Source organism: Mesorhizobium sp. M0587 (assembly GCF_040320945.1).
GTDB lineage: Bacteria > Pseudomonadota > Alphaproteobacteria > Rhizobiales > Rhizobiaceae > Mesorhizobium.
Genome location: NZ_JAMYQP010000010.1, coordinates 26,119 through 46,275 on the forward strand (window position 1 = coordinate 26,119; position 20,157 = coordinate 46,275).

Annotated in this window: 19 protein-coding genes and 1 riboswitch; of the genes, 9 read left to right on the plus strand and 10 right to left on the minus strand. The window is 63.6% G+C overall.

Going from position 1 to position 20,157, the window contains the following annotated elements; translation table 11 throughout:
- Positions 1 to 17 precede the first annotated feature (17 nt).
- The 3 genes from NKI49_RS11795 to NKI49_RS11805 all read left to right on the plus strand — a co-directional run bounded on the left by NKI49_RS11795 (position 18) and on the right by NKI49_RS11805 (position 1,930).
- Positions 18 to 404 (plus strand): RNA-binding S4 domain-containing protein, encoded by a 387-nt coding sequence (locus tag NKI49_RS11795; RefSeq protein ID WP_352600337.1) that lies wholly within the window; start codon positions 18 to 20, stop codon positions 402 to 404.
- 235 nt (positions 405 to 639) lie between these two features.
- The gene (fdxA, locus tag NKI49_RS11800; protein WP_352600339.1) at positions 640 to 978 is read left to right on the plus strand and encodes a ferredoxin FdxA; all 339 of its coding nucleotides are present in this window, start codon (positions 640 to 642) and stop codon (positions 976 to 978) included.
- Positions 979 to 1,348: 370 nt separating this feature from the next.
- Positions 1,349 to 1,930 (plus strand): CarD family transcriptional regulator, encoded by a 582-nt coding sequence (locus tag NKI49_RS11805; RefSeq protein ID WP_006327799.1) that lies wholly within the window; start codon positions 1,349 to 1,351, stop codon positions 1,928 to 1,930.
- A gap of 143 nt (positions 1,931 to 2,073) precedes the next feature.
- On the opposite strand, the gene NKI49_RS11810 is transcribed toward NKI49_RS11805, so the two are convergent.
- The 3 genes from NKI49_RS11810 to NKI49_RS11820 form a co-directional block, all read right to left on the minus strand.
- Complete coding sequence (locus tag NKI49_RS11810) at positions 2,074 to 2,859, minus strand: amino acid ABC transporter ATP-binding protein (RefSeq protein ID WP_352600341.1); 786 nt, start codon at positions 2,857 to 2,859, stop codon at positions 2,074 to 2,076.
- Positions 2,856 to 3,536 carry an amino acid ABC transporter permease gene (locus NKI49_RS11815; protein ID WP_352600342.1) on the minus strand — a complete coding sequence of 227 codons (681 nt, stop codon included), beginning with the start codon at positions 3,534 to 3,536 and terminating at the stop codon, positions 2,856 to 2,858. Before NKI49_RS11815 ends, NKI49_RS11810 begins: the two co-directional genes overlap by 4 nt.
- Before the next feature lie 144 nt (positions 3,537 to 3,680).
- Positions 3,681 to 4,454: an amino acid ABC transporter substrate-binding protein gene (locus NKI49_RS11820; protein WP_352600343.1), complete on the minus strand. Its 774-nt coding sequence runs from the start codon at positions 4,452 to 4,454 to the stop codon at positions 3,681 to 3,683.
- 328 nt (positions 4,455 to 4,782) lie between these two features.
- On the opposite strand from NKI49_RS11820, the gene NKI49_RS11825 reads away from it, so the two are divergent.
- Positions 4,783 to 5,646, plus strand: a complete 864-nt coding sequence (locus NKI49_RS11825) for an RNA polymerase factor sigma-32 (protein WP_352600345.1) — start codon at positions 4,783 to 4,785, stop codon at positions 5,644 to 5,646.
- Positions 5,647 to 5,664: 18 nt separating this feature from the next.
- Here NKI49_RS11825 and NKI49_RS11830 read toward each other — a convergent pair whose 3' ends face one another.
- The 4 genes from NKI49_RS11830 to thiB all read right to left on the minus strand — a co-directional run bounded on the left by NKI49_RS11830 (position 5,665) and on the right by thiB (position 11,007).
- The gene (locus tag NKI49_RS11830; protein WP_352600347.1) at positions 5,665 to 7,071 is read right to left on the minus strand and encodes a M48 family metalloprotease; all 1,407 of its coding nucleotides are present in this window, start codon (positions 7,069 to 7,071) and stop codon (positions 5,665 to 5,667) included.
- Between the two features lie 321 nt (positions 7,072 to 7,392).
- Positions 7,393 to 8,169, minus strand: coding sequence for a thiamine ABC transporter ATP-binding protein (gene thiQ / locus NKI49_RS11835; protein ID WP_352600349.1), 777 nt, complete (start codon positions 8,167 to 8,169; stop codon positions 7,393 to 7,395).
- Positions 8,162 to 9,778 carry a thiamine/thiamine pyrophosphate ABC transporter permease gene (gene thiP / locus NKI49_RS11840; RefSeq protein WP_352600351.1) on the minus strand — a complete coding sequence of 539 codons (1,617 nt, stop codon included), beginning with the start codon at positions 9,776 to 9,778 and terminating at the stop codon, positions 8,162 to 8,164. The genes thiQ and thiP overlap by 8 nt, the downstream gene beginning before the upstream one ends.
- 230 nt (positions 9,779 to 10,008) lie before the next feature.
- A complete protein-coding gene (gene thiB / locus NKI49_RS11845) occupies positions 10,009 to 11,007 on the minus strand; it encodes a thiamine ABC transporter substrate binding subunit (RefSeq protein WP_352600353.1) in 999 nt (332 codons plus the stop codon).
- Between the two features lie 43 nt (positions 11,008 to 11,050).
- Positions 11,051 to 11,165: riboswitch (TPP riboswitch) on the minus strand.
- A gap of 87 nt (positions 11,166 to 11,252) precedes the next feature.
- On the opposite strand from thiB, the gene NKI49_RS11850 reads away from it, so the two are divergent.
- The 4 genes from NKI49_RS11850 (at position 11,253) to NKI49_RS11865 (ending at position 14,313) form a co-directional block, all read left to right on the plus strand.
- On the plus strand, positions 11,253 to 11,897 hold the full coding sequence (locus NKI49_RS11850) for a thiamine diphosphokinase (RefSeq protein WP_352600355.1): 645 nt from the start codon (positions 11,253 to 11,255) through the stop codon (positions 11,895 to 11,897).
- A gap of 1 nt (position 11,898) precedes the next feature.
- The gene (locus NKI49_RS11855; RefSeq protein ID WP_352600357.1) at positions 11,899 to 13,719 is read left to right on the plus strand and encodes an ABC-F family ATP-binding cassette domain-containing protein; all 1,821 of its coding nucleotides are present in this window, start codon (positions 11,899 to 11,901) and stop codon (positions 13,717 to 13,719) included.
- A gap of 116 nt (positions 13,720 to 13,835) precedes the next feature.
- A complete protein-coding gene (locus NKI49_RS11860) occupies positions 13,836 to 14,018 on the plus strand; it encodes a type II toxin-antitoxin system CcdA family antitoxin (protein ID WP_352600359.1) in 183 nt (60 codons plus the stop codon).
- Complete coding sequence (locus tag NKI49_RS11865; RefSeq protein WP_352600518.1) at positions 13,972 to 14,313, plus strand: CcdB family protein; 342 nt, start codon at positions 13,972 to 13,974, stop codon at positions 14,311 to 14,313. The genes NKI49_RS11860 and NKI49_RS11865 overlap by 47 nt, the downstream gene beginning before the upstream one ends.
- Positions 14,314 to 14,338: 25 nt before the next feature.
- Here NKI49_RS11865 and NKI49_RS11870 read toward each other — a convergent pair whose 3' ends face one another.
- Together NKI49_RS11870 and NKI49_RS11875 are read right to left on the minus strand one after the other, a co-directional pair.
- A complete protein-coding gene (locus NKI49_RS11870) occupies positions 14,339 to 15,988 on the minus strand; it encodes a hypothetical protein (protein WP_352600361.1) in 1,650 nt (549 codons plus the stop codon).
- Between the two features lie 75 nt (positions 15,989 to 16,063).
- A complete protein-coding gene (locus NKI49_RS11875) occupies positions 16,064 to 17,362 on the minus strand; it encodes an adenylosuccinate synthase (RefSeq protein WP_352600363.1) in 1,299 nt (432 codons plus the stop codon).
- 213 nt (positions 17,363 to 17,575) lie between these two features.
- Here NKI49_RS11875 and NKI49_RS11880 point away from each other — a divergent pair, with 213 nt between their 5' ends.
- Complete coding sequence (locus NKI49_RS11880) at positions 17,576 to 18,487, plus strand: DMT family transporter (protein ID WP_352600365.1); 912 nt, start codon at positions 17,576 to 17,578, stop codon at positions 18,485 to 18,487.
- A 55-nt stretch (positions 18,488 to 18,542) separates the two neighbouring features.
- On the opposite strand, the gene serA is transcribed toward NKI49_RS11880, so the two are convergent.
- Entirely contained in the window at positions 18,543 to 20,144 is a 1,602-nt protein-coding gene (gene serA, locus NKI49_RS11885; RefSeq protein WP_352600367.1) for a phosphoglycerate dehydrogenase, read from the minus strand.
- Positions 20,145 to 20,157: the final 13 nt, after the last annotated feature.

Consider the following 20,157-nt stretch of genomic DNA (forward strand, 5'->3'; position numbering starts at 1 on the left):
CTTCGATGGTCGCCCCAATGGCCGCGAGAGACCGCCAGCGCATCGACAAATGGCTGTTCTTCTCGCGCGCTGTGAAATCGCGCTCGCTGGCGGCGAAACTGGTGGTCGCCGGCCGCGTTCGCATCAATCGCGACAAAGCAGCGCAGGCCTCCGATCTGGTCAAGCCGGGTGACGTGCTGACCATCACGCTCGAGCGGCGCATCTTCGTCTGGAAAGTGCTGAACCCCGGCGTCCGGCGCGGTCCGGCCGAGGAAGCGCGTACGCTTTATGAGGATATATCGCCGCCGCCCGCGCCGAAGGGCGAAGCCGTTCCCGATGCGCTTCCGGCTCTGCGTGAGGCCGGCAGCGGCCGCCCGACCAAAAGAGAGCGCCGACAGACCGATCGCCTGCTTGGCGAGGACTGATGCTTGCCGCGCGCGAAATGCGTATGATATTTTTGAAACAAGGGGCACGCCTGAGTCAAAGCGAGCCCGGCAAAAAGACGCTCCCCGGGAGGGGTCGGGTCTCGATTGCGCCAGCCGTCCGGAATTCCATTCCGGAACGCCGACGCCGCCGGGAATGGCTGCCCTTGCAAGCAGCGGCCAAAGGCGTTACCTCACGGAAAAAGCCAACAAAACTGGGACGTCCCGGAGCCTATCGATGACCTATGTCGTGACCGACAATTGCATCAAATGCAAATATATGGACTGCATCGAGGTCTGTCCGGTCGACTGTTTCTATGAAGGCGAGAACATGCTCGTCATCCACCCCGACGAGTGCATCGACTGCGGTGTCTGCGAGCCGGAATGCCCGGCCGACGCGATCAAGCCCGACACCGAGTCCGGCCTCGACAAATGGCTGCAAATCAACACCGAATATGCCGAAAAATGGCCCAACATCACCGCCAAGAAGGAACCGCCGGCCGACGCCAAATCCTTCGACGGCGAGGCCGGCAAGTTCGAGAAATATTTCTCCCCGGAACCCGGCGAAGGCGATTGACAACAACCCCGCAAAGGCCGGTATTACGCGGCGTAAGGGGCACTTCACATTAACCGCCTTGACAGGCGGCGATAAAGTGCGGCCTTCGCTTTTGCAGCAAAACCTTGATTCTTCCGACTTTTTGTGCTACATGAGCGAAACATGCCGGTGACACAACGTCGATTTATGGCGCAGACGCCCCAAATCACTGAAAGGTGACAATCCCATTCCGGACCAGAGCGATCTGGGGCAGGCGGTCGCAGTTCGTGCGGTTTGCCGGTCCTTGGCCTTCCGGTGGGTTCATCTGTTGTGCGGCTAATGATCGGGTTTCCCGGTCACGCGAGTTCGGGCCGGCAGCATGCCGGCACCACAACAAGGAGTTCAGGGCGTAATGGCAACGATCACCCCGCAGAAGAAGTCCACCGCTGCGCGCCACGGTTTCAAGACCGGCGAGTACATCGTCTATCCGGCGCATGGCGTCGGCCAGATCGTCTCCATCGACGAGCAGGAAGTGGCTGGGCACAAGCTGGAACTGTTCGTCATCGATTTCCAGAAGGACAAGATGCGCCTGAAGGTGCCGGTCGCCAAGGCGACCTCCATTGGCATGCGCAAGCTGTCGGAAGAGGATTACGTCGAGCGCGCGCTGAAAGTCGTGCAGGGCCGCGCCCGCGTCAAGCGCACCATGTGGTCGCGCCGCGCCCAGGAATATGATGCGAAGATCAATTCCGGCGACCTGATCTCGATCTCGGAAGTCGTGCGCGACCTCTATCGCGCCGACAACCAGCCGGAGCAGTCCTATTCCGAACGCCAGCTCTACGAAGCGGCGCTCGACCGCATGGCCCGCGAGATCGCCGCGGTCAACCGCATGTCGGAAACGGAAGCCGTGCGCCTGATCGAGGTCAACCTCAACAAGGGCCCCAAGCGCGGCGCCAAGGCCGACAACGAGGAAGCCGAGCAGGAAGAAGCTGCCTGAGCTTTCCAGCTTTGAGTTCTGAAAAACCCGGCCTCATCGCGCCGGGTTTTTTGTTGTCGACAATACCGGAAGGTCCGCTGGCCCTGCCGGCATTTTCCCCGGATAGTGAAGGTCGGGCAGGCGACGGATGAGGCAGCGCAAACCTATAAGGTTGGTCCACCCTCGCCGCCACCTTCCTTCTCCGCCTCCTGCTTCAGCGTCGCGATGAAGCGCTTCGTGCGCTCACGCTCCGGATTGGCGAACAGCACGGTTGACGGCGCCTTCTCGACGACAACGCCGGCATCGAGGAACACCGCTTCCTGTGCGATCTTGGAGGCGAGGCGCAGATCATGTGTCGCTATCACCATCGTCGTGCCTTCGCTGGCGAGCTTGCCAAGTACGTCGACCACCTCTTGCGCCAGTTCCGGGTCGAGCGCCGAGGTCGGCTCGTCGCAGAGCAGCACTTTCGGCGACGGCGCCAGTGCCCGTGCGATCGCCACGCGCTGCTGCTGGCCACCTGACAATGTCGCCGGCCATGCATCGGCCTTGTGCACCATGCCTACTTTTTCCAGCAGCGCGCGCGCCCGTTCGCGCGCCCGTTCAGGCGACCATTTCAGCACCGTAACCAAGCCTTCCATGACATTTTCGATCGCCGTCCGATGCGGGAACAGCTGGAAATTCTGGAACACCATGCCGGTCTGCAAGCGAAGGCGCCTTATGTCCCCGGCCGGAACCTTGCCGCCGGGGCGGAACTCGAGCGTCTCGTCGCCGATCCGCACCGTGCCGGAGGTCGGAATCTCCAGGAGATTGATGCAGCGCAGCAACGTGCTTTTTCCCCCGCCGGAAGGGCCGACAAGCGCGGTGACGCTGCCTTCCGCAAACGCCACGGTCACGCCCTTCAGCACGAGATTGTCGCCGAAGCGCTTTTCGATGTTGGTGAGGCCGATCATGAGCGTGCCTCCAGGAAGCCGCCATAGCGGTTGAGCCGTCGTTCCAGCCGTGTTTGCAAGGCCGACAGCACCGAGCTCATCGCGAGGTACAGGATCGCCGCCTCGACATAGAGGATCAGCGGCTCATAGGTGGTGGCGACGATGCGCTGCGCGGCCTGGAACATCTCCGGCACGGTGATGGCGGCGGCCAGCGAGGTGTCCTTGACCAGCGAGATGAAGGTGTTGGAGAGCGGTGGCACGGCAACGCGGCCGGCTTGCGGCAGGATGGTGCGCCGCATCGCCTGGCCCCAGGTCATGCCGATCGAATAGGCGGCTTCCCACTGGCCTTTCGGCACCGAGCCTATGGCTGCGCGGATGATCTCCGACGTGTAGGCGCCGATGTTGAGCGTGAAGCCGATCAGCGCCGCCGTGAAGGCGTCGAGCAGGATCCCGACCGACGGCAGGCCGTAGAAGATCAGGAACAGCTGCACCAGGAGCGGCGTGCCACGGAAGATCCAGACATAGAAGCGCACAAGCGCGACCAGCGGCTTCGGGCCGAACAGCCGGCCGAGCGCCGCACCCAGGCCGACCGTCAGCCCAAGGGCGAAAGACAGCAGCGTCAGCGGCACGGTGAAGATCAAGGCAGCCCACAGCAGCGAAGGCAGCGACTCCAGCATCAGTTGCAGCCAGTGCAGCACGAAAGATCCTCCAGAATGGGCAAGGTGGCTTGATGAAGCGCGAACGCTGGGTGCCATATCACGATAAAAGCGACGAGCCGTCAAAGACAGCCCGCCGCCCGATACGTTGCCGGGAGCCGGGGAGACCGGCCCACCTCGTAAGGATTACTTCGAAACGTCCTGGCCGAAATAGGTATCGGCGATCTTCTGGTAGGTTCCATCGGCCTTGATGTCGGCCAACGCCTTGTTGATGGCCGCCACCAGCTCCGGATCGCCCTTGCGCACGATGACGCCGGAATAGTCGGCGTTCTCTTCCTGTGCGGCGATCTTCACATTGGCGTCGGGCTTGTGCTTCTTGAAGTCGAGGAACGACAGGCTGTCGTTGATGGTGGCGTCTGCGCGGCCGGTCAAAAGCAGCTGGATCGACTGGTCGAAACCATCGGTGCCGACGAGCTCGGCGCCGTTTGTCTCGGCCAGCTTGCCGAAATTCGAGGTCAGCGACTGCGCCGATTTCTTCCCCTTGAGGTCGGCGAAGCTCTTGATGTCGGTGTTGTCGCCACGCACGATCAGCACCGCCTTGGAAGCGATGTAGGGATCTGAGAAATCGTACTTGGCCTTGCGGGCGTCGGTGATGCCGACTTCATTGATGACGGCGTCATAGCGATTGACATCGAGACCGGCAATCAGCCCGTCCCATTTCCCTTCGAGGAACTCGACCTTGACCCCGAGCTTGTCGCCGATCGCCTTGGCGATTTCGACGTCGAAACCGACCAGCGCACCGGAAGCGTCATGATAGGTGAACGGCGCATAAGTGCCTTCCGTGCCGACCTTGATGACTCCTGCCTGCTTGATCTGGTCGAGATTGGCGCCGGCATGGCCAGCGGTGATTGCCAGAACCTGCAGCGTTCCGGCGACTATGAGCGACTTCAGCCATTTCATTTTTCTGTGATCCCGTCCTGGGCCTGATGTCAGGCACGTTGTGAGCGCAGGAAACTGACAGATGCTGGGGAGAAAAATAAGGAACAGAATTTCAAAGACAGCCAATTTCTGAAACCAGATTCCATAAAAAGCGATTTCCGGTGGCGATCAGGATCATCACGGATCACCGCCGACGTCTCCCAGGCAACGCAGTCCGCCCGCAAGCGGCCACGGAACCTTTCCCGAGCATGGCACGTTCTGGCTGTTGTAGGGCAGGACGCCGTCATTTCAACCCGGCTCCTGCCACGTTCGCGAAGTCATCCGCATCGCCTGAGCCAGGGAGCACCTCATGATGGAAGACACGGCAGGACGGATCATGGTCCGTGCGGCAATGAAGGCTCCCTACCTCGAACGTGACGAGGAACACCGGCTCGCGTTGCGTTGGAAGGAAGACAACGACCAAAACGCGCTGCATAGCATCACAGTCGCCCATATGCGGCTCGTCATCTCGATGGCCTCGAAGTTCCGCCACTACGGCTTGCCGCTCGGCGACCTGATCCAGGAAGGTCATGTCGGCCTGCTTGAGGCCGCCGCCCGCTTCGAACCGGAGCGCGAAGTGCGGTTCTCGACCTATGCGACGTGGTGGATTCGCGCCTCGATGCAGGACTACATCTTGCGCAACTGGTCGATCGTACGCGGCGGCACCAGTTCGGCGCAGAAGGCTTTGTTCTTCAACCTCAGGCGCTTGCGTGCCCGTCTTGCAAACGGGACCGAGCCGCTCTCCAACGAAACCCTTTACCGCGAGGTGTCGGTTGCACTTGGTGTTTCCGAGGCTGACGTGGCGATGATGGATTCGCGGCTGTCGGCTCCGGATTCCTCGCTCAACGTGCCGCTAGCCGACGAAACGGGCGCCACCGAACGGATGGACTTCCTGGTCTCGGACGATCCCCTGCCCGACGAAATCGTGGGCGATACGATCGATGTCGAGCGCCGTTCGGTGTGGCTGAAGACAGCGCTTGGCGCGCTCAACGCGCGCGAGCTCCGCATCATCGAGGAGCGCCGGCTGAGTGACGAGGGGGCCACGCTCGAGGCACTTGGCGAGACGCTCGGCATCTCCAAGGAGCGCGTCCGCCAGATCGAGGCCCGCGCCATGGAAAAGCTAAAGGTCGCACTGGTGAAGCAGAACCCCGAATTTCTGGCGGCGGCCGCCTGAACTTCCGACAAAAGGCCTTTACTTGTCGGTGACGATCTTGACCTTGTCACCGGCCGAAACCGCCGCACCCGGCGACAGCGCGTTGAGCACGCGGAATAGGTCGAGCTTGCGGTCGACACCAACCATCTGAGCTGAAAGCGAACCCATCGTTTGCCCCGGCTGAACGGTGAGCACGCGGATACGCAGCGGTTTCAGGGCCGCCTTTTCCGCGGCACTCAGGATCCGGAAGGAGCCGCTGACCGAGCGCGCCACCGTGTCCAGCGAGGTGCTGGCCGAGGGTGCCGCGGTGAGCAGCCGGTAGACCTGGCCGCCGGCACGGATCACCGCGATGTCGAACTGCCAGCCTTCGGCGCCGGCATGCGCGGTCGCCGCCTCATTGCCGTTGATCGTTTCCTGCTTGACGGCGCTGTCGTCGAGACCGGCGACCCAGCCGCTGCGGATGTAGTCGGTCAGCGTCCGGTTCTTGTCGATCGAAACCCCGTCGAAGCGGATCGCTATGTCGCCCGGCCCGGTCGCCGTCACTGCCGCCGCCGAATTGTCGATGATGAAGCCTTCGGGCACCGAGAAGGACACGCCAAGGCCAGGATGCAGGAAGGTTTCGCCGCGCACATAGCCTTCCTCGGGCGTGTCCCCGTAAAGCAGGCCGTCTATGCCGGCGAGGAAGGAATCACGGTCGCGCGTGCCGACGCCGGGCGCGCCGAACTGGCGGGCGTGGCGTTGCGCCAGATCGATGCGCTGCGGCGTATTGGGGTGCGTGGCCAGGAAGTCGAGGCTGGCATCGGTGGCGCCGCTGATCGAGCGGAAGTCGGTGTAGGCCGACATCGACTGCAGAAAGCGGCCGGCGGCATAGGGATCATAACCCGCCTCGCCGATCGACTTGATGCCGATGGCGTCCGCCTCCAGTTCCTGGTTGCGCGAGAATTGCGCCAGCCTGAGCTTGCCGCGGATCAGCGCGGCCTTGGCGGTCGGGCTATCGCCGAGCACGTCGGAAACGACCTTGGTCGCCAGGCCTTCCTCGGCCTCCAATTGCTGGCGCTGCAGGCCGTGATTGGCAGTGACATGGCCCATCTCGTGCGCGATGACGGCGGCGAGCTCGGAAGAGTCGTTGGCCAGCGCCAGGAGGCCGCGCGTGATGTAGAGATAGCCGCCCGGCAGCGCGAACGCGTTGACGTTGGGCGAATTCAGGATGGTGATGCGATAGGTCTGCGTCGGGTTGGCCGACACCACTGTCAGGCTGCCGACCACCTTGGCGACCATGCGCTCCAGCCTCGGATCGGAATATTCGCCGCCATAGGTCGCCAGAATGCGCGGGTGCTGCGCCTTGGCCAGTTCGGCGAGCTTGTTGTTGCCGGTGACATTATCGACCGTGATCGGCTTGTCGGACGGCTGGAAGCCGGATTCCTGAACTTCCGGAGGCGTAAACATCTGGCAACTCGCCAACGCCACGGCAAAACCGGCCAGAGCGAGAAAGCGCGCCAGCGGATTCGTTCGTGGTCTGTTGACGCCGATCGCCAGAACGGCCTCCTTTCGGGTCCCGGCGCATGGCCACGAAAATCGGGAGCGACCTTCGGAAGGTGCCACGCGTAAAAACAAACTGCTACAATATCCGTCGCGCGTCCCCTCCGGACGGGCGGCGGATGCTGTAGCCAAATCAGGGTCCATGCCGGACCAATAAGGCGGACCTAGCCACACTACTCCAGCCATGGCAAGCAAGCGCCCCATCCCTGGAGCCGGTTTGACCGTAAATTATGGCCGCTTCCGGGCAATATCTCGTGATACGGCCTCCCCTGCACTCGCACCGACATAGCGCCGGAATTCTTCCGGACCAGCCCCGGCGAAGAAATCATCCGCCTCGCCGGCGGCAGCGACCATGCCGTCGTCCAGGAACACCACGTGCTGGGCGATACGGCGGGCATCTTCGGGCTGATGCGTGACGAACACCACCGTCATGCCGCGCTCGGCATGGACCGCGGCAACCAGATCGAGCATGTCGGCACGCAAGGCAGGCCCGAGCGAGGCGAAGGGTTCATCGAGCAGCAGCACCGGACGGTCGCGCACCAGCACGCGGGCGAGCGCAACGCGCTGCCGCTCGCCGCCGGAAAGTTCGCGCGGTAGCCGCTTTTCCTTGCCGGAAAGACCGGTGCGCGCAAGCGCATCGGCGACGGTCGCCTGATCGGCCTGCGTCAACCGCAGCGATGGCGAGCGGCCGAGTCCGACATTCTGCTCGACGGAGAGATGGGCGAAAAGGTTATTTTCCTGGAACACCATCGACACCGGCCGAGCCGCCGGCGGCTCGGCCGTAACATCGACCCCGTCGATCAGGACACGGCCGGACAGAGGTGTCTCGAAGCCGGCGACCAGATTGAGGAGCGTCGACTTGCCCGAGCCGCTCGGCCCCATGACCGCGGTGATTTTCGCCACGGCGAACGCTATGTCGAAGACAAGCGGTGCCTCGCCATAGCTGAACGAGACCTTGTCCAGCCGAACTGGAACCCCTTTCCCGCCGGCCGCGTCGTCAGGCATCACGGATCTTCTCCCTTCCAAGCCAGTCCGCTGCCAGCACCAGCGCGAGACAGACGAGGCCGAGCAGCAACGCCAGGCCGGCGGCATCCTCGGTGCGGTAACTGCCCATCCGCGCCAGGAGAAGGTAAGGCAAGGTCTGCACGGAATCACTGCCGAACAGGGCGATGACGCCGAGATCGCCGAGCGACAGTGCCATGGCGAAAGCAAAGGCGGTGGCAAGTGGCCGCCGCAGTGACGGCCAGTCGACCAGAATGAGCCGGTTCCATCCAGCGATGCCGAGCTGTGCGCAGAGCCGTTCGTGTCGCTCGCTTGCGGCATCGTAGCCGGGACGGACGGCCCGCAGCGCGAACGGCATCGCCATCACCGCGTTGACGGTAACGACCATGACCGGGGCAATGGCGAAGACGTCGCCGATATGGCGCAGCAACAGGAACCAGCCGGCGCCGATGACGATCGGCGGCACGACCAGGACAAACCCCGCGCCTGTATCGGTGGCATGTTCGAGCATCGTCCTCGGGCCGACGCGGCGGTTCATCGCCAGCGCACGCCGCGCCATGGTCAGCGCCAGCGACAGCATCACCGAAAGCAGCGCCGACAGAAAGGCGAGCACCGCGCTGGTCAGCATCGCTTGTCTTACGGCGACCTCGCTGGCCAGGCGGCCAAGATCGGCGCCAAGTCCGGCCATCACCGTGGCCGCCATCGGTCCGATGACGAACAGCAGTGCAAGCACGATCAGCACGGCATTCAGCGCGGTCTCGGTGCCTTTGATGGAGAGATAGCGGCGTGGCGCGACCGGCAGGCTGGTATCTCCGACCACGTTGGCGCCAAGCCGCGTCAGCGCCAGCACCACGACGAAGGTCAATGCGATTTGCAGCAGGGTCAGCGTCACCGCCCGCGACGGATCGAAATCGAAGCGCAGCGCCTGGTAGATGCCGACCTCGAGCGTCGTCGCGGCCGGCCCGCCGCCGAGCGTCAGCACGATGGTGAACGAGGTGATGCAGAGCATGAAGACAAGCCCGGCGACACCTGGCAAGGCGGCACGCAAGGTCGGCCACTCGATCAGCCGGAAGGCCGGCCGCGCCCCCATGCCGAGCTGGCTCGCCAGCCGCCACTGGTCGGAAGGTATGGTCCGCAGCGCCTCCAGAAATAGCCTGGTCGCCAGTGGCAGGTTGAAGAAAACGTGAGCGATTAGAATGCCGGACAGGCCATAGATTCCCGGCCAGCTCTGACCGCCAGCAGCACTGAACAGACCGGCGAAATATCCGGCACGGCCATAGAGGGCGAGGATGCCGAGTGCCGCGACGATCGCCGGCAGGGCCAGGGGTATGGCGAAGAGTTGCAGGATGAAGGCGCGGCCGAAGAAAGCTGGATGCCGCGACAGCGCGCGCGCCACGAACAATGCCGGGCCGACTGAAAGCAGCGTCGAGAGCGCCGCCTGCCAGAGCGTGAAGCGGATAACGCGCAGGAGATAGGCGTCGAAGGCCCCCCGCGCGCCGGATAAGTCGTGGGCACCCTCGATGATCAGGCCGGCAAACGCCCCGCCAATGAGGAGCGCGATTGCAGCGAGTGCGAGGACACCGGCGGTGGTGCGGGGGTCAGCGCGTTGCACGCTGCACCATCTGCCTCGATATCATCGACTGGCGGGGACTTGACGAACGTGACTGCCGGACATCTCCCCCACGAGGGGGAAGATCGGATGTCGCTGCGGCTTCCGCCAATCTCAAACGCTGCCAGGAACGAGCCGGCAACGAAGCTGCCAATCTCCCCCTTGTGGGGGAGATGTCCGGCAGGACAGAGGGGGGCGCCGTAGGGCGATCATCTTTCAATCATATAGCCAAACTACTTGCTCATCACCGCCAGCCATTCATCCACCCAGGCCTTGCGGTTGGCCGCGACCTCCTCGGGGCTGAACAGCAAGGTCTTGGTCGGCTTGACCAGTTTGTCGAAGGCCGGGTTGAGCGGTTTGTCGGTCTTGCCGGCCGGGAACATCCAGTTGGTCTCCGGGATGGCGTCCTGGAATTTCGGTCCGGTCATGAAGGCCATGAACTTTTCCGCCAGCGGATTCTTGGCCCCCGTGGTGGTGATGCCGGCGACCTCGATCTGCAGGTACTCGCCCTCTTCGAAGGACGCCGCCTGGTAGCGCTCGGTGTTTTCGGCGACCATGTGATAGGCCGGCGAGGTGGTGTAGGACAGCACCATGGGCGCCTCGCCCTTGGTGAACAAGCCGTAGGCCTCGCTCCAGCCCGGCGTCACGGTCAGCACCTTGGCCTTGAGCTTGGCCCAGGCCTCCGGCGCCTTGTCGCCATAGACCGACTTGACCCACAACAGCAGGCCGAGACCCGGTGTCGAAGTGCGCGGATCCTGGATGACGATCTTGTCGTCGGCGCTGCCTTCGACCAGCTCCTTCAGGCTCTTCGGCGGTGTCTTCAGCTTCTGCGTGTCATAGACGACGGCGAAATAGCCGTAGTCGAAGGGAACAAAAGTGTCGTCGCTCCAGCCACCCGGCACGTTGACCTCCGTCACCGCGCCATGCGGCGCGAACAGGCCGCTGGCCTTGGCGTCGGCGGTGAGGTTGGTGTCGAGGCCAAGCACGATGTCGGCCTTGGTCGAGGCGCCTTCGAGCTTGACGCGGTTGAGCAAGGCCACGCCATCGGCGACCGAGACGAACTCGACATCGCAGCCGCATTCCGCCTCGAACTCCTTCTTCACAACCGGGCCGGGACCCCAGTCGGCGGTGAAGCTTTCATAGGTGTAGACGGTGAGCTTGTCCTTGGCCAAGGCCGGTCCGGACAGGGCCAGGACCATTGCCGAGACAAGAGAGTATAAAAGCGTGCGCATCGGCGCCTCCTTCGTTCGAGTTGAAGGGAATTGAGGCGTCGGACTGTCCGAAACGTCTAATCCCTCCGCCGGTACAAACCGGATCAGGTTCAGCGGGTTGGCGAGACTGCCTCTCAGCCGGTCCGCGAAGATCGCGTCCGGCACCCCGTTAGAGCGCCTCGACACATAGGCCCGGCCGGCGAACCACGCAAGCGGAGTTTGCCGGCCTTCCGTTTCCCGTGCCGGGCTGGTAAGGGCGACAGGATATGAGCACATTCACCATCCTGCTTGGCGGCGATCTCATCCGCACGCCGCGGCTCGACCGCCATGTCGAACGTTCCCGCGTGATCGCCGCCGACGCCGGCATCGGCCACGCGCGGCTGCTGGACCTTACCCCGGAGCTGTGGGTGGGCGATTTCGATTCCGTGCCGGCCAATCTGCCTGACGATCTCGCCGCCGTACCGCGCCGGACCTTTCCGGCGGAGAAGGACCAGACCGACGGTGAACTGGCGATCGCGGCTGCGCTCGAACGCGGTGCGACCCGTCTCGTGCTTGCAGGCGCCTTCGGCGGCAAGCGCGCCGACCACGCCTTCCTGCATATGGCACTCGGCCTGCGGCTGGCCGAGGCAGGAACGGAAGTACTTTTGACCAGCGGCGCCCAGGAAGGCGTCCCTCTGCTGTCCGGGAAAACCAGTTTCGACTATGCCGCCGGCACGCTGTTTTCGATCCTTGGCTTCTCCGAACTTGCCGGCCTGACCGTTTCCGGCGCCAAATGGCCGCTGAACCACGTCCAGGTGGCGTTCGGCTCGTCGCTGACCATCTCCAACGAAGTCAAGGGCAGCCTTGAGATCGCCCTCGGCCACGGCCGCGCGATGCTGCTTGCTCATCCCTATCCATTAGCTGAAAGCTGACATGGCCCCGCCCCTTCTCAATCTCGACGGGATAAAACTGACCTTTGGTGGCGCGCCGCTGCTCGATGGCGCCGCCTTGACCGCTTCGGCCGGCGACAAGATCGCGCTGGTCGGCCGCAACGGCTCCGGCAAGTCGACGCTGCTCAAGATCGCCGCCGGACTGATCGAGCCGCAGGACGGCGAGGTGTTCCGCCAGCCTTCGGCGACCGTCCGCTATTTGCCGCAGATGCCCGACATGGAAGGCTTCGCCACCGTGCGCGCCTATGTCGAGGCCGGGCTTGGCCCCGCCGACGATCCCTACCGCGCCAGCTATCTGATGGAGCACCTCGGCCTGTCGGGCGAAGAACGGCCGAACGATCTGTCCGGCGGCGAGGCCAGGCGCGCGGCACTTGCCCGCGTCATGGCGCCGGAACCCGACATTCTGCTGCTCGATGAGCCGACCAACCATCTCGATCTGTCGGTCATCGAGTGGCTGGAAGAGGAGCTCGTTCGCACCTCCTCCGCCCTCATCGTCATCTCGCACGACCGCCGCTTTCTCGAACGCGTGTCGCGTGCCACCGTCTGGCTCGATCGCGGCCAGACCCGCAGGCTGGACAAGGGCTTTGGCCATTTCGAAGAATGGCGCGACCTCGTGCTGGAGGAAGAAGAGCGCGAACAGCACAAGCTCGGCCGCCAGATCGTGCGCGAGGAGCACTGGTTGCGCTATGGCGTGACTGCAAGACGCAAGCGCAACATGCGCCGGCTGGGCGAATTGCAGACCATGCGCCAGCGTTTTCGCGGCCATCGCGGCGCCGAAGGTTCGGCCACCATGGTGGCGAGCGACGCCGCCGAATCCGGCAAGCTGGTAATCGAGGCCAAGAATATCGAGAAGAGTTTTGGCGACCTCACCGTGGTCAAGGGCTTCTCGACCCGCATCCAGCGCGGCGACCGCGTCGGCCTCGTCGGCCCGAACGGCGCCGGCAAGACGACGCTCTTGAAGATGCTGACCGGCGAACTGGCGCCGGACGCCGGCTCCGTGCGGTTGGGCACCAACCTGGAGATCGCCACGCTCGACCAGAAGCGCGAAGCGGTCGATCCGCAGGAGACGCTGGCGCAATATCTCACCGACGGACGCGGCGAGAACCTCGTCATCAATGGCGAGCAGCGCCATGTCGTCTCCTACATGAAGGACTTCCTGTTCAAGCCGGAGCAGGCGCGCACGCCGGTGCGCGAGCTTTCCGGCGGCGAGCGGGCGCGGCTGATCCTGGCGCGCGTGCTGGCACGGCCGGCAAACCTTCTGGTGCTCGATGAGCCGACCAACGATCTCGACATGGAGACGCTGGAACTCTTGCAGGAACTGGTCGCCGGCTTTGCCGGCACGGTCATCCTGGTCAGCCACGACCGCGATTTCCTTGACCGCACCGTGACCAGCATCATCGCGCCCGATGGCGGCGGCCGCTGGATCGAATATGCCGGCGGCTATTCCGACATGCTGGCGCAGCGCGGCGGCACCAGGCTCGATGACCGCAAGGCGCGCGCGAAGGCCGAGGCCGGCGAAGCGCCAGCGACGGGCAAAGGCGAGCCGGCAGCGTCAAAAGGGCCAGCGAAGAAACTGTCGTTCAAGCAAAAGTTCGCACTGGAATCGCTGCCGAAAAAAATCGAGGCGGTGATGGCCTCGATCTCACGGCTGGAGAATAACATCGCCGACCCCGCCTATTACGAGCGCGATCCGGCCTCGTTCCAGAAAACCATCGCCGCTCTCGACAAGGAGCGCGCGACACTGGCGGCGCTCGAGGAAGAATGGCTTGAGCTGGAAATGTTGCGCGAGGAGATGGAGGGGTGAGATCGCAACTGAACTTTTATGCGCGTACAATATGCGCATAAAAGGAGGTGGTTTCTGTGCTTCAATCGGCGCCAAAACCTCAGCGACAATCTGTTAACACGTCCATCGACTCCCAGTTGATCAAGGACGCCAAGGCGTTGGGCATCAATATCTCACGCGCCGCCGAGGCAGGTATCGCGAAAGCGATTGCGGCGGAAAAAACCCGTCGATGGCAAGAAGAGAACAGAGAAGCCATTGATAGCTCTAATGAATATGTCAGACGCAACGGACTGCCATTGGCCAAACACCGGCTGTTTTGATGGCACGCTACGATCTCTATCGAAATGCCGAAGGTACGGTTATCTTCTCGACGTTCAGTCTGAGCTTCTTGAAGGACTGGGCACGAGGGTCGTCGTTCCGTTGATGCCGCCCAACAGCCCCGGTTCCGGGCGACGGCTAAACCCGACTTTCGCCATCGATGGCAAAGATCATGTGATGGTCACACAGTTCATATCAGCCTTGACAGCATCCGAATTGGCGGATGCCGAGGGAAATCTTTCCAAGCACCACGACGACATCGTCGCCGCGCTCGACATGCTGTTTCAGGGCTTCTGACCGGGGTCGGCCGGTTGCCGTCGACTTAGCCCGCCGTCTTCGCCTGCCAAGCCTTGATCGCCTCGTCGAACACCTTCTCGCCGGGAATGCCTTTTTCCATGGTCAGCAGCGCCCGTCGTCCGGTCTTGTAGACCACCGGCACGTCGATCCAGTCCTGGCCGCGAAGCAACGTCAAATTGGCGTCTTCGTCGGCCTTGGTGTCGTTGAGCGCGACGAGGAAGAACCCATCGGCGATCTTGGCCGGGATACCGATCAGCGGGCTGCCGGCGTCCTGTTCGGAGCCTTTCATGGCGACGCGCAGAATGTTGTCGACACCGCCGCCTTCGAAACCCTCGGGCGTCAGGAAGATCATCTCGATGATATGGCTGGCCGGCAAGGTCTGGTCGGTGTTGCGGCGGATGGTCATGCGCAACTGGATGTCCTTGCCGGGAATGGTCGCTTCGGCGCGGATCGCCGGCTCCGGCGGCAGGTCACCGCCGGGCGATTCCTGCACCAGCGACCAGACGATGTTGCCAGGCTCGGCCGAACCCTGCGCAGTGCTGGTGCGCTCCTCGTAGAAGATCGCTTTCTGGCCGACCGGCAGCGACGTTTGCGCCGGTGCCGGTGCCGGGGCAGGCGCAGTCGGCGCGGCGCCTGCCGGCGCTGGCGGAGTGGCGGTCGCACCGGCCGGCGCAGCCGGTGCTCCATTGGCGGGCGGCGTCGCCTGTGCCGCCGGCGGAGCCGTATTCGCGGCAGGTGCGGCGGCGGGCGGCGTGCCGGCGCTCGGCGCGGCAATCGCCGGCGCGTTGGTCGCGGATGGCGGCGTCGTCAGTGCTGCGACGGATTCACCCTCGCCTACGCCGCTTTGTCCGCCGGCCGGGCCGGGATCTACCTCGCTGCCTTGTGGCGTCAGCCGCTGCGTGAACTTTGTTCCTTCGGCCTCGGTGCCGGCTGCGGGCGCTGGTTGGGCATCGGTGGCCGGCTTGGCCGGAGCTGGTTTCACCGGCTCGGTCTTCGCCACCTTGCTGCCATCGAGACCCAGCATCTTGCCGAAGGCGTCCTTGTTCAGCCAGATGCCGTAGCCACCACCGGCAACGACCAGCAAGATGGCCACGGCGGCGATCAGTCCGCCATAGCTGCGCTTGCGCTCGGCAGGCCGAGGGCGCTGGAAAGTCTCGGTCGCCGCCGGCTCGTTGTCATTCGGAAAGACGTCCTCGCTCTCGTCGCGGTCCGCACCCATGCCCGGCAAGGCCTGGCCGGCCAAGTCCGGGACGGGCTGCACCGGAATCGAAGCGGGCTTTTGCCAACTCGGCTCGACCTTGGCGGCCGGCGGTGGGGCGGGCCGGGAGGGCTCAGGCTTGGCGGCGGGCGGTGTAGGCAAGACTGGTTCTGCCGGCGACCGTGTATGACTTGGCTGGTTCTTGTTCCGATCGATCGAGGAAAAGATGTGTTCCAGTTCGGCGAGCGGATCGGACTCTGGCAGGCTCTTGGCATAGTCCCGCTCGATACCCGCGATGGCGTCTTCGAGGGAGCGTTTCTGTTTGCTTATGACGTCGGCGGAAAGCGGTGGCGAAAACTCCCCAAGTTTCCTTTGGAGCGCGGAACGCGCGCTATCATAGATCCGCTTGCGCGTATCGAGCGCCGGCTCGTCGTGCTTGTCGAGCTGCTTTTTCAGAACAGAAACGAAATCTGCCATGCTTGGGTCGACCTGTATTTTGCTCCCGGACCGGCCCCCGCAAATCAGCCGCCATGCCCGGAAAGGCTTGAGAAACTAGTCTTGAAACGGATCGGTCACAAGTATCGTGTCGTCCCGTTCCGGGCTGGTGGAGAGCAGTGCGACCGGCGCGCCGATCAACTCCTCGATGTGTCGGACGTATTTGACCGCCTGGGCCGGCAGATCGTTCCAGCTGCGCGCCCCGGCAGTGGTGCCTTTCCAGCCCTCAAGCGTCTCATAGACTGGTTCGACGCGGGCTTGCGCGCCCTGGCTGGCCGGCAGATAGTCGATCATCTCGCCATCGAGCCGGTAGCCGGTGCAGACCTTGATCTCGTCCAGCCCGTCGAGCACGTCGAGCTTGGTCAGCGCGATGCCCTTGATGCCGTTGACGGCGACGGCCTGGCGCACCAGCACCGCGTCGAACCAGCCGCAGCGACGCTTGCGACCGGTGACGACGCCGAATTCATGGCCGCGCGTGCCGAGGAACTCGCCGATCTCGTTCTTCTGTTCCGTCGGGAACGGGCCTTCGCCGACGCGCGTGGTGTACGCCTTGGTGATGCCGAGCACATAGCCGATGGCGCCTGGGCCGACGCCGGAGCCGGCAGCCGCCTGCCCGGCCACCGTATTGGACGAGGTGACGAAGGGATAGGTGCCGTGATCGATGTCGAGCAGTGTGCCTTGGGCGCCCTCGAACAGGATGCGTTCGCCGGCCCGGCGCTTGTCGTCGAGTATCTTCCAGACGCGATCCATATAGGGCAGGATGTCATTCGCGATCGAGGTCAATTCCGCCATGATCGCGTCATGCGTGACCTCGCCATGGCCGAGCCCGCGACGCAGTGCGTTGTGATGCGTCAGCAGCCTGTCGACCTTCAAGGGCAGTGTTTCCAAATCCGCCAGATCCATCACCCGAACCGCGCGCCGGCCCACCTTGTCCTCATAGGCGGGGCCGATGCCACGGCGGGTCGTGCCAATCTTCGTTCCGGAATTGGAGGCGGCATCCTCGCGGAATCCGTCCAGCTCTCGGTGCAGGGAAAGGATTAGCGCTGTGTTTTCGGCTATTTTCAGGCGATCCGGCGTCACGTCGACGCCCTGTCCCTTGAGCTTCGCCACCTCGGCCACGAAAGCGTGCGGGTCGAAGACGACGCCATTGCCGATGATGGAAAGCTTGCCTTGCCGCACGACGCCCGACGGCAGCAGCGACAGCTTGTAGACCTTGCCGTCGACGACCAGCGTGTGGCCGGCATTGTGGCCGCCCTGGAAACGCACAACGACATCGGCGCGCTCCGACAGCCAGTCGACGATCTTGCCCTTGCCTTCGTCGCCCCACTGCGAGCCGACGACCACCACATTGGCCATGTTTCTTTTCCCTTGAGACGCCGCCGAGCGGCTTGAATATGGTTCGAAACGACAGGCCTCTATAGCGTCAAGAGCAAGGCGATGCGACCTTTCTTTGCCGCCGAAAATACCCTAAGGCACAACAATTTTCGGCTTTGACATCCTTTACTTGGCCGGGCGAGGGCAATAGGCCGGCAAGGACCACCAGTTCAGTCCTCCCGGCGGCGACCCGCAATGCACCGAAGCGCCTACATATTCCTGATGCTCACCACCTTGCTGTGGGGCGGCAACTCGGTGGCCGGCAAGCTGGCGGTCGATCACGTTTCGCCGATGACGCTGGTCTTCCTGCGCTGGGCGCTGGCCGTGCTGATCTTGCTGCCGGTCGGCTGGAAGACAATCCAGGAGGACTGGCCGGTAGTGCGCAGGCACTGGTTCGTTCTGGCCGCACTCGGCGCCAGCGGCTTCACCTTGTTCAACACCATCTTCTACACGGCGCTCAACTATACGACGGCGATCAACGTCTCGATCGAACAGGCGGCGATGCCGATCCTGATCATGACAGCCAATTTCATCTTCTTTCGCTTGCGCGTGAACTGGGCGCAGATCGTCGGCGTGGTGCTGACCATCCTCGGCGTCATCCTGACCGCCTGCCACGGCGACCCCCGCCGGCTGCTGACGTTGGAGCTCAATTTCGGCGACGCCATCATGCTGGTCGCGGTCGTGCTCTACAGCGGCTACTCGGTCGGGCTGCGGCTCAAGCCGGTGATGCGCTGGCAAAGCCTGATGCTGGCCATGTCGATGGCCGCGCTCGCCACCTCGCTGCCCTTTTTCCTGTGGGAGGTCGCTGCCGGCAATGTCATCGTACCCGACGCGCGCGGCTGGGCGGTGATCGTCTATACCGCGATCGGCGCGTCGGTCATCTCGCAGATCCTCTACATCAGGGGCAACGAGCTGATCGGCGCCAACCGCGCCGGCCTGTTCATCAATCTGGTGCCGATCTTCGGCACGCTGCTTTCGGTTCTGATCGTCGGCGAGACGTTCCAGCTCTATCAGGCCTTGGCGCTTGTGCTCGTGCTCGGCGGCATCGCTCTTGCCGAATATAGCGGGCGAAAGATGGCGATGCTGCCGTCGGCCAGGACGCGTTGAGCAATCGGAAGGCGCGGGTCAGACCGCGCCTTCTGGATCTCCACGACAAGCTGGATCAAATCGTGTTGACGTCGAACTGCAGCCGCTTGGCTGAATCGATCGACTTGTGCGCCTTGACCTGCTCCAGCACTTTTTCCGGGAACGGCGCGTCGAGATAGAGCAGCGCGATGGCATCGCCGCCCGGCCGGTTGCGGCCAAGCTGGAAGTTGGCGATGTTGACGCCGTTCTCGCCGCAGACCGTGCCGAGCAGACCGATGATGCCGGGGGCATCGGCATTAGTCGTATAGAGCATGTGCTGGCCGACTTCGGCGTCGAGATTGATGCCCTTGATCTGGATGAAGCGCGGCTTGCCGTCGGAGAAGCAGGTGCCGGCGATCGAGCGCGTCCTGTGCTCGGTCGTGACGGTGAGCTTGATATAACCGTCGAACACGCCGGATTTGTCCCGCTTGACCTCGGCGACGATGATGCCACGCTCCTTCACCATGATCGGCGCCGAGACCATGTTGACGTCGGCGACCTGCGGCCGGATCAGGCCGGCAAGGGCAGCGCTGATCAGCGCCCGCGTATTCATGGTCGCGGTCGAGCCGTCGAACAGGATCTCCACTTCCTTGATCGGATCTTCGGTGACCTGGCCGACAAAGGCGCCGAGCACTTCGGCGAGCTTGACGAAGGGCTTGAGCCGCGGCGCTTCTTCCGCCGTGATCGACGGCATGTTGATGGCGTTGGAGACGGCGCCCTTGATCAGATAGTCGGCCATCTGTTCGGCGACCTGCAGCGCGACATTCTCCTGCGCTTCGGCCGTCGAAGCGCCGAGATGCGGCGTCGCCACCACGTTCTCCATGCCGAACAGGGCGTTCTGCTCGGCCGGCTCGACCTCGAACACATCGATGCCGACGCCGGCGACCTTGCCGCTCTTCAGCGCCGCGACCAGGTCGGCCTCGACGATCAGCCCACCGCGGGCGCAGTTGATGATGCGCACACCGTTCTTCATCCTGGCGATCGCCGCGGCATCGATGATGTTGCGCGTCTTGTCGGTTAGCGGCGTGTGCAGCGTGATGAAGTCGGCTCGCGCGAACAGCTCGTCGAGCTCGACCTTGTCGACGCCGAGTTCCTCGGCACGTTTGTCCGACAGGAACGGGTCGAAGGCGATGACGTGCATCTTGAGGCCGACGCCGCGCGTGGCGACGATCGAGCCGATGTTGCCGCAGCCGATGATTCCCAGCGTCTTGCCGGTGATCTCGACGCCCATGAAGCGGTTCTTTTCCCATTTGCCGGCATGCGTCGATGCGTTGGCTTCCGGGATCTGGCGGGCGAGCGCGAAGATCATCGCGACCGCGTGTTCGGCTGTCGTGATCGAATTGCCGAAAGGCGTGTTCATCACGATGATGCCCTTGCGGCTCGCCGCGGGGATATCGACATTGTCGACGCCGATGCCGGCGCGGCCGATGACCTTGAGCCTGGTGGCGGCGTTGATCAGCTTCTCGGTGACCTTGGTCGCCGAGCGGATGGCGAGGCCGTCATACTGGCCGATCACTTCGAGCAGCTTTTCCTTGTCCTTGCCGAGGTCGGGCAGGTAGTCGACCTCGACGCCGCGATCCTTGAAGATCTGCACGGCGGTGGGGGAAAGTTTGTCTGAGACGAGAACGCGGGGCGCCATGGCGGCCTCCTTG

Excerpts from the sequence above, each read along its gene's own strand:
- NKI49_RS11810 (WP_352600341.1), bottom strand. The coding sequence starts at position 2,859 with ATGATCGGCCTCACCAACATCGAAAAGCGCTTCGGCGACAATCTCGTG.
- serA (WP_352600367.1), bottom strand. The coding sequence starts at position 20,144 with ATGGCGCCCCGCGTTCTCGTCTCAGACAAACTTTCCCCCACCGCCGTG.
- NKI49_RS11805 (WP_006327799.1), top strand. The coding sequence starts at position 1,349 with ATGGCAACGATCACCCCGCAGAAGAAGTCCACCGCTGCGCGCCACGGT.
- thiQ (WP_352600349.1), bottom strand. The coding sequence starts at position 8,169 with ATGCCTGACGACGCGGCCGGCGGGAAAGGGGTTCCAGTTCGGCTGGAC.
- fdxA (WP_352600339.1), top strand. The coding sequence starts at position 640 with ATGACCTATGTCGTGACCGACAATTGCATCAAATGCAAATATATGGAC.
- NKI49_RS11795 (WP_352600337.1), top strand. The coding sequence starts at position 18 with ATGGCCGCGAGAGACCGCCAGCGCATCGACAAATGGCTGTTCTTCTCG.
- NKI49_RS11865 (WP_352600518.1), top strand. The coding sequence starts at position 13,972 with ATGTCAGACGCAACGGACTGCCATTGGCCAAACACCGGCTGTTTTGAT.
- NKI49_RS11820 (WP_352600343.1), bottom strand. The coding sequence starts at position 4,454 with ATGAAATGGCTGAAGTCGCTCATAGTCGCCGGAACGCTGCAGGTTCTG.
- NKI49_RS11880 (WP_352600365.1), top strand. The coding sequence starts at position 17,576 with ATGCACCGAAGCGCCTACATATTCCTGATGCTCACCACCTTGCTGTGG.
- NKI49_RS11870 (WP_352600361.1), bottom strand. The coding sequence starts at position 15,988 with ATGGCAGATTTCGTTTCTGTTCTGAAAAAGCAGCTCGACAAGCACGAC.
- thiB (WP_352600353.1), bottom strand. The coding sequence starts at position 11,007 with ATGCGCACGCTTTTATACTCTCTTGTCTCGGCAATGGTCCTGGCCCTG.
- NKI49_RS11850 (WP_352600355.1), top strand. The coding sequence starts at position 11,253 with ATGAGCACATTCACCATCCTGCTTGGCGGCGATCTCATCCGCACGCCG.
- NKI49_RS11830 (WP_352600347.1), bottom strand. The coding sequence starts at position 7,071 with ATGTTTACGCCTCCGGAAGTTCAGGAATCCGGCTTCCAGCCGTCCGAC.
- NKI49_RS11825 (WP_352600345.1), top strand. The coding sequence starts at position 4,783 with ATGATGGAAGACACGGCAGGACGGATCATGGTCCGTGCGGCAATGAAG.
- NKI49_RS11855 (WP_352600357.1), top strand. The coding sequence starts at position 11,899 with ATGGCCCCGCCCCTTCTCAATCTCGACGGGATAAAACTGACCTTTGGT.
- NKI49_RS11875 (WP_352600363.1), bottom strand. The coding sequence starts at position 17,362 with ATGGCCAATGTGGTGGTCGTCGGCTCGCAGTGGGGCGACGAAGGCAAG.